14 protein-coding genes are annotated in these 12281 nt (G+C 68.5%); 11 read left to right on the top strand and 3 right to left on the bottom strand.

Annotated features, from left to right (window positions below; all coding sequences use genetic code 11):
• On the top strand, positions 1-666 hold a 666-nt coding region (locus G5C60_RS45550; protein ID WP_241267546.1), incomplete at its 5' end, for an RDD family protein.
• 116 nt (positions 667-782) lie between these two features.
• Entirely contained in the window at positions 783-1427 is a 645-nt protein-coding gene (locus G5C60_RS45545; RefSeq protein WP_165269281.1) for an RDD family protein, read from the top strand.
• A 9-nt stretch (positions 1428-1436) separates the two neighbouring features.
• Here the strand turns inward: G5C60_RS45545 and G5C60_RS45540 are convergent, their stop codons facing one another.
• The gene (locus G5C60_RS45540) at positions 1437-1709 is read right to left on the bottom strand and encodes a hypothetical protein (RefSeq protein ID WP_165269279.1); all 273 of its coding nucleotides are present in this window, start codon (positions 1707-1709) and stop codon (positions 1437-1439) included.
• Positions 1710-2170: 461 nt separating this feature from the next.
• On the opposite strand from G5C60_RS45540, the gene G5C60_RS45535 reads away from it, so the two are divergent.
• Both G5C60_RS45535 and G5C60_RS45530 read left to right on the top strand, forming a co-directional pair.
• Positions 2171-4525, top strand: a complete 2355-nt coding sequence (locus G5C60_RS45535) for an immune inhibitor A domain-containing protein (RefSeq protein ID WP_165269277.1) — start codon at positions 2171-2173, stop codon at positions 4523-4525.
• Between the two features lie 118 nt (positions 4526-4643).
• Positions 4644-4973: a hypothetical protein gene (locus G5C60_RS45530; protein WP_165269275.1), complete on the top strand. Its 330-nt coding sequence runs from the start codon at positions 4644-4646 to the stop codon at positions 4971-4973.
• A 108-nt stretch (positions 4974-5081) separates the two neighbouring features.
• Here G5C60_RS45530 and G5C60_RS45525 read toward each other — a convergent pair whose 3' ends face one another.
• Positions 5082-5666, bottom strand: a complete 585-nt coding sequence (locus G5C60_RS45525; protein WP_165269273.1) for a nicotinamidase — start codon at positions 5664-5666, stop codon at positions 5082-5084.
• Positions 5667-5861: 195 nt separating this feature from the next.
• Complete coding sequence (locus tag G5C60_RS45520; RefSeq protein ID WP_165269271.1) at positions 5862-7190, bottom strand: nicotinate phosphoribosyltransferase; 1329 nt, start codon at positions 7188-7190, stop codon at positions 5862-5864.
• 132 nt (positions 7191-7322) lie between these two features.
• Here G5C60_RS45520 and clpS point away from each other — a divergent pair, with 132 nt between their 5' ends.
• The 7 genes from clpS to G5C60_RS45490 all read left to right on the top strand — a co-directional run bounded on the left by clpS (position 7323) and on the right by G5C60_RS45490 (position 12192).
• The gene (gene clpS, locus G5C60_RS45515; protein ID WP_165269269.1) at positions 7323-7640 is read left to right on the top strand and encodes an ATP-dependent Clp protease adapter ClpS; all 318 of its coding nucleotides are present in this window, start codon (positions 7323-7325) and stop codon (positions 7638-7640) included.
• A gap of 12 nt (positions 7641-7652) precedes the next feature.
• A complete protein-coding gene (locus G5C60_RS45510; RefSeq protein WP_165269267.1) occupies positions 7653-8258 on the top strand; it encodes a DUF2017 domain-containing protein in 606 nt (201 codons plus the stop codon).
• 390 nt (positions 8259-8648) lie between these two features.
• A complete protein-coding gene (locus G5C60_RS45505; RefSeq protein ID WP_165269265.1) occupies positions 8649-10079 on the top strand; it encodes an amino acid permease in 1431 nt (476 codons plus the stop codon).
• Between the two features lie 142 nt (positions 10080-10221).
• A complete protein-coding gene (locus tag G5C60_RS45500) occupies positions 10222-10644 on the top strand; it encodes a M67 family metallopeptidase (RefSeq protein WP_165269263.1) in 423 nt (140 codons plus the stop codon).
• A 79-nt stretch (positions 10645-10723) separates the two neighbouring features.
• Positions 10724-10819: a putative leader peptide gene (locus G5C60_RS53865; protein ID WP_004000920.1), complete on the top strand. Its 96-nt coding sequence runs from the start codon at positions 10724-10726 to the stop codon at positions 10817-10819.
• Positions 10820-10936: 117 nt separating this feature from the next.
• A complete protein-coding gene (locus tag G5C60_RS45495) occupies positions 10937-11224 on the top strand; it encodes a MoaD/ThiS family protein (RefSeq protein WP_165269260.1) in 288 nt (95 codons plus the stop codon).
• A 17-nt stretch (positions 11225-11241) separates the two neighbouring features.
• Entirely contained in the window at positions 11242-12192 is a 951-nt protein-coding gene (locus G5C60_RS45490; protein ID WP_165269256.1) for a PLP-dependent cysteine synthase family protein, read from the top strand.
• Positions 12193-12281: the final 89 nt, after the last annotated feature.

Raw genomic sequence — 12281 nt, 5'->3', positions numbered from 1 at the left:
CCCTCCGCCCCCTCCACTCCGGAGCAGTCGACCCCCATGGCCTCGGGCGTCGGCGGGGGACAGCCCTCCTGGGCCCAGCAGGTGCACCGCCTCGCCGGAGCCGGAGGCGAGAGCGAGCCGCCCGTCGTCCCCTGGAAGCCGGTGTCGGAGGACCCCTTCCAGGCCGTCGCCCGGGCGCAGGCGTCCGCGCGTCCCGCCGGACTCGGGAAGCGGCTGGCAGCCCGGCTCGTGGACACGCTCGTACTGGGCGCCGTCACGGGCGCGGCCGCCGTGCCGCTGGGCATCAGGGCCCTGGACCACGTCAACGACAAGATCGACGCGGCCAAGCTGTCCGGTGAGACCGTCACGGTCTGGCTGCTGGACGGCACCACGGGCGTTTACCTCGGCATCGTCCTGGCCGTGCTGCTCCTCTTCGGGGTCCTCTACGAGGCGCTGCCCACCGCGAAGTGGGGCCGCACCCTGGGCAAGAAGCTGTGCGGTCTCCAGGTGCGGGACATCGAGGGCGCCGAGCCCCCGTCGTTCGGCGCGGCCCTGCGCCGCTGGCTCGTCTACAGCGTCGGCGGAATGCTCGCCATCGGTGTCGTGGGCGTCCTGTGGTGCCTGTTCGACCGCCCGTGGCGCCAGTGCTGGCACGACAAGGCGGCCCACACGTTCGTCGTCGGCTGAGCCTTCGACCGGTCCTGGCCGTTCCTGGCTGGTATTGGCCGGTTCCTGCCGGTCGATACCCCCCGGACGGCTGCCCGCCCATTGCGCAGCCGGAGGGTTCGCGGTCGACTCGGAGTATGACGACCGAGCCGCCGCCTCCTCCGGAAGACGATCCGTTCAAGAAGCGTCAGCCGCCGCCCGGTGAGGGACCGTCACCCGGCGAGGGCGGCGGCTCCCCTTACGGCACCCCGTCCGGGGGCGAGGGGCCCACGCCACCGCCGTACGCGGGCGACCCCACCGGCGGTGGCCCGTACGGCAACGAGCCCCTCGCGGGCATGCCGCCGCTCGCCGAAAGCGGCAAGCGGGTGCTGGCCCGGATCATCGACATGATCCTGGTCGGTGTCGTGGTGTGGCTGCTGTCGTGGGGGTTCGGGGTCACCGAGTACGGCGTGGACGGCGACAACGTCGAGTACAGCGAGTCCATCGGCCAGTCCCTGATCGCCGCGGTGCTCTACGTCGCGTACGACACCTTCATGATCAGCCAGTCCGGGCAGACCCTCGGCAAGAAGCTGTTCCGCATGCGGGTGGCGAACCTGGACGACGGCTCGACGCCCTCCTTGCAGACCTCGTTGGTCCGCGCACTGGTTCTCTGGGTGCCGTTCGCGTTCTGCTGCGCGTGCATCTGGACCGCGATCGCGGGCGGCTGGAGCTTCTTCGACAAGCCCTACAAGCAGGGGCTGCACGACAAGCCGGCGAAAACCGTGGTGGTCAGCACGAGTTGAGCAAGGCGGTCAGCGCTTGCTGCCGCTGGCCACTGGAACGGATTCGGCAACACGCGCCCGGGCGACGGTGGGCGCGGCGGCCGGAGCGGCAGGCTCGGGTCGGCGCCGGGGCTTCGGGACAGGAACCGTCAAGGCCACGAGGAGGCCGAGAGCGAGGGCGGAGAGCGCGATCACCGCGATTCCCGGGCCCGAACTCGTCTGTGACAGCAGCAACATGGCGAGCGTCGAAAAGATCACGGTGCAGGAGCCGTAGGCGAGCTGTGCGGCGGTCGGACGAGGCATGACCATTCCTCGGGTCGGGGGCTCCCCCCGTGCCTCTCGCCAAGGGGGAGGATGCATACGAATCAGGGGTGCGACAACGGTGTCGACTTGGCAATCCGCTGAGTTCCAGCGCGCCGCCAAGCGACTCTATTCGCCTGTCTGCCCGAGTGGAACGAGCGGTAAGCGTGACCTGACCCACGGTGCCGGTGCACAGGGGGCGCACGGATTCATGGCGTCCACCTAGTGGACAGCCGGGCGCGCCTGTTGAGCGGTACACCAACCGTCCGGTAACCAACGGAGGACCGTCCGCTTGCGGACGAGCCGCTCCCGTACCGCACTTGACCTGCACAAGTCAAGATCTGTCTTTTCAGCTTCAACTCCGATCGAATGGCGTCACTTGTGACGCGCATAGAGTGCGCGCGGATTCCATGATCTGGACACCCTCCTTCCGCGCGCCCGTGCGCGGGGGAGGACTGCATCAAGTGACCAGCAGACCATGGACGTTCAGAGCCGCCACGGTGGGAGTCGCGATCGCGACGGCCGCGGCCACGTTCTCGACCATCGGAGTGGCGCAGGCCGATACCGGTGACGCACCGGCACCGGCGGCGGCCGCGAACCGGCCGGACCCGGCGCGCGTCGCGGACGACGCCGAGCACGATCTCAAGGGGCCTCTGACAGAACGTCAGGAAGCCCTGCGCGAAGAGGCCCTCAAGCGCGTCATATCCGGCGACGCCACGGTCAAGGACCGGAGCGGCTCGCAGGTCGTGAAGCTCGACGACGGCAAGTACGTGGAGCTCGGCCGGGAGAAGACCGACCAGATCTTCACGATCCTCGTGGAGTTCGGCGACAAGATCGACAGCAGGTACGGCGGCACCCCCGGCCCCCTGCACAACCAGATAGCGGAGCCGGACCGCTCCGAGAACAACAGCACGGCCTGGCAGGCGGACTACAACCAGAAGCATTTCCAGGAGCTCTACTTCGGCACCGGCAAGGGTGTCGACTCGATGAAGAAGTACTACGAGAAGCAGTCCTCGGGCCGCTACTCGGTCGACGGCGCGGTCTCCGACTGGGTCAAGGTCCCCTACAACGAGGCCCGTTACGGCAACAACGCCTGCGGCTCCTCCAACTGCTCCAGCGTGTGGAACGTCGTCAGCGACGGCGTCACCGCCTGGGTCGCCGCCCAGAAGGCCGCGGGCAAGTCGGACGCCGAGATCAAGGCCGAGCTGGCCGGCTACGACAAGTGGGACCGGGGCGACTTCGACGCCGACGGCAACTTCAACGAACCCGACGGCTACATCGACCACTTCCAGGTCGTGCACGCCGGCGAGGACGAGTCCGCGGGCGGCGGCGCCCAGGGCGAGGACGCCATCTGGGCCCACCGCTGGTACGCGTTCGGCAACAACGCCGGCGCCACAGGCCCTGACGGCAACAAGATGGGCGGCGCGCAGATCGGCGACACCGGCATCTGGGTCGGCGACTACACCATCCAGCCGGAGAACGGCGGACTCGGCGTCTTCGCCCACGAGTACGGCCACGACCTGGGTCTGCCGGACCACTACGACACCACCAACCAGGGCGAGAACTCCACCGCCTACTGGACGTTGATGTCCTCGGGCTCCTGGCTCGGCACCGGCGAGGACGACATCGGCAACCTGCCGGGCGACATGACCGCCTGGGACAAGTTGCAGCTGGGCTGGCTGAAGTACGACACGGCCAAGGCCGCGACGCGGTCCACCCACAAGCTGGGCGTGGCCGAGTACAACACCAAGGACGCCCAGGCCCTGGTGGTCGAACTGCCGAAGAAGCCCGTCACCACCGAGGTCGTCCCCCCGGCCCAGGGCGCCACCCAGTGGTGGAGCGGCAGCGACGACGGACTGAAGAACACGCTGACCCGTTCCGTGGACCTCACGGGCAAGTCCTCGGCCGCCCTGACCCTCGACGGCTGGTACGACATCGAGAAGGACTTCGACTTCCTCTACACCGAGGTGTCCACCGACGGCGGCGCCAACTGGACCGCCCTCGACGGCACCGTCGACGGCGCCGCCATCCCGCGCGACGCCGGCGACAAGCCCGCGCTGACGGGCACCGTGGACGCGTACAAGAAGCTGTCCTTCCCGCTGGACGCCTACGCCGGCCGGAAGATCGACCTGCGCTTCCGCTACGTCACCGACACCGGCGTGTCCCAGAAGGGCTTCGCGGCGGACGAGATCACCGTCACCGCCGACGGCTCCCCGCTCTTCTCGGACGACGCGGAGAGCGCGGACGACGCCTGGACGGCGAAGGGCTTCGAGCGCGTCGGCGCGTCCTTCACCAAGGACTACGAGCAGTACTACATCGCCGAGAACCGCCAGTACGTGTCGTACGACAAGACCCTGAAGACCGGCCCGTACAACTTCGGCTTCTCGACGACGCGTCCGGAGTGGGTCGAGCACTTCCCGTACCAGAAGGGCCTGTTGATCTGGAAGTGGGACACCTCCCAGAAGGACAACAACACCAGCGTGCACAAGGGCACCGGTCTGCTGCTGCCGGTGGACGCCCACCCGAAGCCGCTGAAGTGGTCCGACGGCACGCTGATGCGCAACCGCATCCAGTCCTACGACTCGCCGTTCAGCTCGTACCGGACGGACGGCTTCACGCTGCACAAGGCGGACGTCGCCACGAAGATCAAATCGCTCCCGGGCAACCGGATCTTCAACGACCACACGAGCACGTACTACGACGAGAGCAACCCGACCGGCGGCGTCAAGGTAACTGACACCAACACCAAGATCGCGATCGTGAAGGAGCCCCGCGACGGCTCGACGATCACGGTGAAGGTCTCCGCCGCGACGAAGTAATCAGCGTCTTCGCAGGTCAGAGCATGATCGGCCGCAACCCTCTGGCGGGTTGCGGCCGATCGTGTTTAGGTGCGTCCTGTGGCTCTCTTATTGACACTGTTTCTCACGGGGGTGTGACTTGGCCGCAGGAGGCTTCTGCAAGCTGCCGAACGGAAGCGTGGTGGTGGCGTTGAACCTGCCCAGCCCTTTCGGTATGGGCGGCACCGGCTGCGTACGCATCCTCGTGCTCGCACGCAACCGGGCCCGCGCGCTGACGCGGCTGCGCAATCTGGGGATGCGGGCGGTGTATCTGCGCGGCAACGCCGAGCCGCCGACTCCGGACGAGATCACCGCGGTCCTGCACCATCCCGACGGGCTCATATGGCGCACGGCGCCCGGCGCTGCCGCTGAGCTGTGGCGGCCGATCCGGTCCCTGGTGCGGCGTCCTGCGACGCCACAGGGCCTCTAGGCCGGCGGGAAGAACGTTGATGAACCTGCGGGCCGGTGGGGGCTGGCCGCGCAGTTCCCCGCGCCCCTAACGGGGCGCGCCCCCTGCGGGGCGCGTAGCGCGCCGGACTTAGACGACCGGCTTTCCAGTGAGGTCCACGCCCGCCTCTCGCAGCTCCTCCAAGGCCCTCTCCGTGGTGTCCTCGGACACTCCGGCGGTGAGGTCGAGCAGGACGGTCGTGCGGAAGCCCTCGCGGGCCGCGTCCAGGGCGGTGGCGCGGACGCAGTGGTCGGTGGCGATGCCCACCACGTCGACCTCGGTGATCTCGCGGGCGCGCAGCCAGTCCGTCAGCGTGACGCCGTTCTCGTCGGCGCCCTCGAAGCCGCTGTACGCCGCCGCGTACGCGCCCTTGTCGAAGACGGCGTCTATCGCGCCGGAGGCGACCACCGGCGCGAAGTTCGGGTGGAAGCCCACACCCTCCGTGCCCGCCACGCAGTGCCTGGGCCAGGAGTGGGCGTAGTCGGGGTTGTCGGCGAAGTGGTTGCCGGGGGCGATGTGGTGGTCGCGGGTGGCCACCACATGGCGGTAGCCGGCGGGCGCCTGCCCGATCAGCTCCGTGATCGCGGCGGCCACGTCAGCCCCTCCGGGCACCGCGAGGCTGCCTCCCTCGCAGAAGTCGTTCTGGACGTCTACGACGATCAATGCGCGGCGCATGGTCGTGTCCTTCGGCTTGGCAGCCCCCAGAAGGGGCGGGGTGTTGCCGGTGCATTTCCCGCTCCCCGCTCGTTCATGCGCGTTCGGGGCGAGGCTGTCCGGCCCTGTGTCCCGGGTACCCCTGTCCGGACCGTCGCTCGCGGCGGACGTAAACGGGCGTACCCGGGCGTATTCATCGGGCGTACGCGGGCGTACTCAGACGTATTCCGTCGGGATCACCGCTTCCCCGCGGGACAGCTGGGTCGCCGACAGCGGCAGGTTCGCACGGGCCGCCGCATGCCGGTCGCGTACGACGTCGAGAGGCTCACGGGCGACGACCTGGCCACCCTTTATCAGCTCGACCAGCAACTGACGGTCGGCGAGCTCCGCCGGGACGGCCCCCGTGCCGACCACCTCGGCCTCGGCGACCCCTTCCTCGTCGAGCCGCCGCGCGGCCCACTTGCGGCCGCCGATGGACGTCTTGCCGCCCGTCGACCGCTTCGCCACCGGCACGAGCGGAGCCTTCGGGTCCGCCGACTCGGCACGCGCGACGAGCTTGTAGACCATCGAACACGTCGGATGGCCGGATCCCGTCACCAGCTGGGTGCCGACTCCGTACGCGTCCACGGGCGCCGCGGCCAGCGAGGCGATCGCGTACTCGTCCAGGTCCGAGGTCACGATGATCTTCGTGTCGGTGGCGCCCAGCTCGTCCAGCTGCTGCCGCACCCGGTGCGCCACCAGCAGCAGGTCACCGGAGTCGATGCGCACGGCCCCGAGCTCGGGCCCGGCGATCTCGACGGCCGTCCGTACGGCTTCGGCCACGTCGTACGTGTCCACGAGCAGCGTCGTACCCCGGCCCAGCGAGTTCACCTGGGCCTGGAAGGCGTCCCGCTCGCTGTCGTGCAGGAGCGTGAAGGCGTGGGCGCTGGTGCCGACGGTCGGGATGTCGTAGCGGAAGCCCGCGGCCAGATCGGAGGTGGTCGTGAAGCCGCCGACGTACGCGGCGCGCGAGGCGGCCACGGCGGCCAGCTCGTGCGTGCGCCGGGCGCCCATCTCGATCAGTGGCCGCCGGCCGGCGGCCGAGGCCATCCGGGAGGCGGCGGCCGCGATCGCCGAGTCATGGTTGAGAATCGAAAGGATCACGGTCTCCAGGAGCACGCACTCCGCGAAGGAGCCCTCGACCCGCAGGATCGGTGAGCCGGGGAAGTAGACCTCGCCCTCCGGGTAGCCCCAGACGTCCCCGCTGAAGCGGTACGAGGACAGCCAGTCGAGGGTCGGCTCGTCCACGACGCGGCGCTCGCGCAGGAAGCCGAGCACGTCCGGGTCGAACCGGAAGTTCTCGACCGCGTCCAGCACCCGCCCGGTGCCCGCGACGACCCCGTAGCGGCGGCCCTCCGGCAGCCGGCGCGTGAAGACCTCGAAGACCGAACGCCGACCGGCGGTGCCGCCGTTGAGGGCGCCCTGCAGCATGGTCAGTTCGTAGTGATCCGTGAAGAGCGCTGTCGACGGGACGTCCACCGGCAGCCCTAGGTCCGCAGTGTTCATGGCAAAGAATATTACCGCACATCTCGTCACTCTGACGATTTCCGGGATCCTGTTGGATCCGGTCGGATCCTCCTGCGATCGTGCTGAATCCGCGGAGGCCCGTTTGGCCGGGTACCCCCCTCTGGTGGCAGCATGGGCCATGTGACGGCTCCCGCACCCCTAGAGATCGAAAAGACCGAGTCGGCGGAGGAGGTCTCCGCCGTCCCCGAGCCGGATGTCCCCTGGGTCACGATCGTCCACAACGATCCGGTCAACCTCATGAGCTATGTGACGTACGTTTTCCAGACGTACTTCGGTTACTCGAAGGACAAGGCCACCAAGCTCATGCTCGACGTCCACCACAAGGGCCGTGCCGTCGTCTCCAGCGGGACCCGCGAGGAGATGGAGCGCGACGTGCAGGCCATGCACGGTTACGGTCTGTGGGCCACCCTCCAGCAGGACCGGAAGTAGCGAACTCACTCCATGCCAGGACAATTCGAAGCGCTCCCCGGCGGCGGCGCGGCCGTCGCTCTCGACGAGGTCGAGATCTCCATCATCCGCTCCCTGGCGGTTCAGCTCCTGGAGCTCATCGGTCCCGGACCCGCGGAGGACGCCCCCGACGACCCGCTCGCCGAACTGTTCGCGGACGGCCCCAGCGAGCCGCCCGCCGACCCCGTGCTGCAACGCCTCTTTCCGGACGCCTACAGCGGACCCGACGTCGAGGCCACCTCACCCGAGCAGGCCGAGGAACAGCGCGCGTACTCCTCGGAGTTCCGCCGCTTCACCGAGAACGACCTGCGCGCGGGCAAGCGGGACAACGCGCTCGCGGTGATCCGCTCCCTGGACGCGCTCGCCTCGGCCGGCGAGGGCGGGGCGGTGCTCAAGCTGTCCGTGGAGGAGTCCCAGCAGTGGCTGGGCGCCCTCAACGACCTGCGCCTGGCGATCGGTTCCCGCCTCGACGTGGTCGACGAGGAGGACACCGACCTCCTCTACCAGCTGCCGGACGACGATCCGCGCAAGCCGATGGTGATGGCGTACCTCTGGCTGGGCGGCCTCCAGGAGACGCTCATCGCGACCCTCATGCCGTGAGGTCGCGACCTTTGTGCCATGAAATCGCGGCCCTTGTGTCATGAGATGTGGGGATTTTGTGTTCGCTCAGCGGACGCTCAAATCCGGATAACGATCCCGTCACCATGACTGACCCCTATGGGTTCTCCGGGTGCGCTTTGCCCCTTCTCTCTGTGTCCTGCGCCACATGATGCGCAGGTGATCAATGTGGCTGCCGTGATAAATCTTCACGACCGCCCGGCGAACACCACCCGTCCGTCCGCCGGGTGCGCCACCGAGCCGGCCACCGCCGGCCAGGCATGAGCGGACCCGGGAAAGCCCGCGCCCGCTCGCTCCATCAGTCCGGGGGGATCGAGACCCGATCCGCGGCCGACGAAGGCCCGGGTCGGCATGGAGAAAGGCGCACCACACATGACCTCAGCGCAGGTCGACAACGAAGTCGTACCCGAGGAGGGGTACGAACGCGGGCTCGGCAGCCGCCAGGTCCAGATGATCGCGATCGGCGGCGCCATCGGCGTCGGCCTCTTCCTGAACGCCGGGGCGAACATCGCCAAGGCGGGACCGAGCCTCATCCTGATGTACGCCGTCGCGGGCGTGATCATCTTCTTCATCATGCGGGCACTCGGCGAACTGCTCCTCTACCGCCCGGTGTCGGGCTCCTTCGCGGAGTACTCCCGCGAGTTCCTCGGCCCGTTCTTCGGCTACTTCACCGGCTGGACGTACTGGCTGCTGTGGGTCGTCACCGGCATGGCGGAGCTGACCGCCGCCGCGATCTACATCAACTACTGGTTCCCGGAGATCCCGCAGTGGGTCTCGGCGCTCGTCTTCCTGGTCGTCCTGTTCGTGGCGAACCTGATCTCGGTGAAGCTGTTCGGCGAGATCGAGTTCTGGTTCTCCATGATCAAGGTCACCGCGATCATCGGCATGATCGTGATCGGCCTCGGCGTCCTCACCTTCGGCTTCAGCGCCGCCGGCGACACCGCTGCCGTGTCCAACCTCTGGGCCTTCGACGGCTTCTTCCCCAAGGGCATCGGCTCGTCCCTGATGACCCTCCAGGGCGTGATGTTCGCCTACCTCGCCGTCGAACTGGTCGGCGTCACCGCCGGTGAGTCCGAGAACCCCGAGAAGACCCTCCCCAAGGCGATCAACACCCTGCCCTGGCGCATCGCGCTCTTCTACGTCGGTGCCCTCACCGTCATCCTGTGCGTGGTGAAGTGGACGGAATTCGCGGAGGGCGTCAGCCCCTTCGTGAAGGCGTTCGCGGTGATCGGCATCCCGGCGGGCGCGGGCATCGTCAACTTCGTGGTCCTCACGGCCGCCCTGTCCTCGTGCAACTCCGGCATGTACTCCACGGGCCGCATGCTGCGCACCCTGGCCGACAGCGGCGAGGCCCCCAAGGCCTTCAACAAGCTGTCCGCCAGCAAGACGCCCGCGATCGCGATCGGCCTCTCCGTGCTCTTCATGGGCATCGGCGTCGTCCTGAACTACATCGTCCCGGAGAAGGCCTTCGAGTACGTCGTCTCCGTCGCCACCGGGGCCGGCATCTGGACCTGGCTGATGATCCTGATCAGCCACGTCCGCTACCGCCGCGCGGTCGACGCGGGCCGCCTGCCCGCCTCCTCCTTCCCGGCGCCGGGCGGTGCGACGGGCAGCTGGATCGCCATCGTCTTCCTCCTCTTCGTCACCGGCCTCATCGCCTACGACCACGAGGCCCGCGTCAGCCTCTACGTCATGGCCGGCTGGGCGGCCGCCCTCGGTATCGGCTGGCTCGTGCTGAAGTCCCGTAATCCGGAGGTCACCGCGCGCCGCGACCCGGAGCTCGAAAAGACCAGGGTCGGCTGAAAGACCGAGGTCGGCCGAAAGACCAAGGCCGGCCGAAAGACCAAGGCCGGCCGAACTGCCGCCCAGCATGTGGGCAGCCCCGTACCACTCCTCGGTACGGGGCTGTCCTGTTGTTCATCCCTTGTTGCTTATCCTGACCGACATGCTGACCATCACCCAGGCCCTTGTCGACCAGATCGTCGCGCACGCGCGCAAGGACCACCCCGACGAGGCGTGCGGCGTCGTCGCGGGCCCGGCGGGCTCGGACCGCCCCGAGCGCTTCATCCCCATGCTGAACGCGGCCATGTCGCCCACGTTCTACGAGTTCGACTCCGGCGATCTGCTCAAGCTGTACCGCGAGATGGACGACCGCGACGAGGAACCGATCGTCATCTACCACTCCCACACGGCCACCGAGGCATACCCGTCCCGCACCGACATCTCGTACGCCAATGAGCCCGGTGCCCACTACGTGCTGGTGTCCACCGCCGACACCGACGGGCTCGGCGACTTCCAGTTCCGCTCGTACCGGATCGTGGAGGGCGAGGTCACGGAGGAGGAGGTCAAGGTCGTGGAAGCGTACTGATCCCGCGATTCGGTCAGAAACCATCCACGATGCGAGATCACATTCCAGAACCCGGACCGGGAATCGATACGATGAGCCCATGGTTTCCCACGACGTGAGCGACAAGACGCCGGGCATGCTGCTCGTGGCGCGGCTGCACGTCGACCTGTGCAGGCTCGCCAGCGCCATCTGTTGATGCCGCCTGCCGCCGTACGGCTGTGAGAGCCGCGGCGCGGTAATCGCGTACCACCCCTGCTTCACCGCGCTGTCGCGCGCCCACCGACCTGACATCTTCCGACAGGAGCCCGCAACCATGGCCATCGAGGTCCGCATCCCCACCATCCTCCGCCAGTACACCGACGGCCAGAAGGCCGTCGGAGGCGACGGGGAGACCCTCGCCGAACTCTTCGCCGACCTCGACAAGCGCCACGCGGGCATCCAGGACCGCATCGTCGACCAGGCCAAGGGAGGCGAACTGCGCCGCTTCGTGAACGTCTACCTGAACGACGAGGACGTCCGCTTCCTCGAAGGCATCAACACCAAGCTGACCGACGGCGACAACGTGACGATCCTGCCGGCCGTGGCCGGCGGCATGGTCTGACCGGACCCTGATCCCTGATGCGCTACGACTCCCCGCTGGCCGCGGTGGGCAACACCCCTCTGGTGCGCCTGCCGCGGCTCTCGCCGTCCGCCGACGTCCGCATCTGGGCGAAGCTGGAGGACCGCAACCCGACGGGTTCGGTCAAGGACCGCCCCGCCCTGCACATGATCGAGCAGGCGGAGAAGGACGGCCGTCTCACGCCGGGCTGCACGATCCTGGAACCGACGAGCGGCAACACCGGCATCTCCCTGGCCATGGCGGCCAAGCTCAAGGGCTACCGCATCGTCTGCGTCATGCCCGAGAACACCTCACAGGAGCGCCGGGACCTGCTGGCCATGTGGGGCGCCGAGATCATCCCGTCCCCGGCGGCCGGGGGTTCCAACACGGCCGTACGCGTGGCCAAGGAACTGTCGGCCGAGCACCCGGACTGGGTGATGCTCTACCAGTACGGCAACCCGGACAACGCGGGCGCCCACTACGCGACCACGGGCCCCGAGATCCTCGCCGACCTCCCCTCCGTCACCCACTTCGTGGCAGGCCTCGGCACCACGGGCACGCTGATGGGCGTCGGCCGTTTCCTGCGCGAGCACAAGCCGGACATCAAGATCGTCGCGGCCGAGCCCCGCTACGACGATCTCGTGTACGGCCTGCGCAACCTCGACGAGGGCTTCGTCCCCGAGCTGTACGACGCCTCCGTGCTGACCACTCGCTTCTCGGTCGGCTCCGCCGACGCGGTGACGCGTACGCGGGAGCTGTTGCAGCAGGAGGGGATTTTCGCGGGCGTCTCCACCGGGGCGGCCCTCCACGCCGCGATCGGTGTGGGCCGTAAGGCCGTCAAGGCGGGCGAGACGGCGGACATCGTCTTCGTCGTCGCCGACGGTGGCTGGAAGTACCTGTCGACGGGCGTCTATACGGCGACGACGACGGAAGAGGCCATCGAGAGGTTGCAGGGGCAGCTCTGGGCGTAGGGGGAAGGGTGCGCTGGGGTGTGTTTCGCCCCCGCCGCCCCTACCCGTTCCCGTCCACTCTCCTGGGGCTCCGCCCCAGACCCCGCCAG

This window comes from Streptomyces scabichelini, from assembly GCF_011045015.1.
Classification (GTDB): Bacteria; Actinomycetota; Actinomycetes; order Streptomycetales; family Streptomycetaceae; genus Streptomyces; species Streptomyces scabichelini.
The sequence above is the reverse complement of the archived record's forward strand: the minus strand, read 5'-3'. Positions and strand labels throughout refer to the sequence as shown.

What these genes read in the sequence shown, in the direction of transcription:
- G5C60_RS53865 (WP_004000920.1), top strand. Translation starts at nt 10,724, where the DNA reads ATGGTTTCCCACGACGTGAGCGACAAGACGCCGGGCATGCTGCTCGTG.
- G5C60_RS45540 (WP_165269279.1), bottom strand. Translation starts at nt 1,709, where the DNA reads ATGCCTCGTCCGACCGCCGCACAGCTCGCCTACGGCTCCTGCACCGTG.
- G5C60_RS45500 (WP_165269263.1), top strand. Translation starts at nt 10,222, where the DNA reads ATGCTGACCATCACCCAGGCCCTTGTCGACCAGATCGTCGCGCACGCG.
- G5C60_RS45545 (WP_165269281.1), top strand. Translation starts at nt 783, where the DNA reads ATGACGACCGAGCCGCCGCCTCCTCCGGAAGACGATCCGTTCAAGAAG.
- G5C60_RS45525 (WP_165269273.1), bottom strand. Translation starts at nt 5,666, where the DNA reads ATGCGCCGCGCATTGATCGTCGTAGACGTCCAGAACGACTTCTGCGAG.
- clpS (WP_165269269.1), top strand. Translation starts at nt 7,323, where the DNA reads ATGGGCCATGTGACGGCTCCCGCACCCCTAGAGATCGAAAAGACCGAG.
- G5C60_RS45510 (WP_165269267.1), top strand. Translation starts at nt 7,653, where the DNA reads ATGCCAGGACAATTCGAAGCGCTCCCCGGCGGCGGCGCGGCCGTCGCT.
- G5C60_RS45495 (WP_165269260.1), top strand. Translation starts at nt 10,937, where the DNA reads ATGGCCATCGAGGTCCGCATCCCCACCATCCTCCGCCAGTACACCGAC.
- G5C60_RS45520 (WP_165269271.1), bottom strand. Translation starts at nt 7,190, where the DNA reads ATGAACACTGCGGACCTAGGGCTGCCGGTGGACGTCCCGTCGACAGCG.
- G5C60_RS45490 (WP_165269256.1), top strand. Translation starts at nt 11,242, where the DNA reads ATGCGCTACGACTCCCCGCTGGCCGCGGTGGGCAACACCCCTCTGGTG.
- G5C60_RS45505 (WP_165269265.1), top strand. Translation starts at nt 8,649, where the DNA reads ATGACCTCAGCGCAGGTCGACAACGAAGTCGTACCCGAGGAGGGGTAC.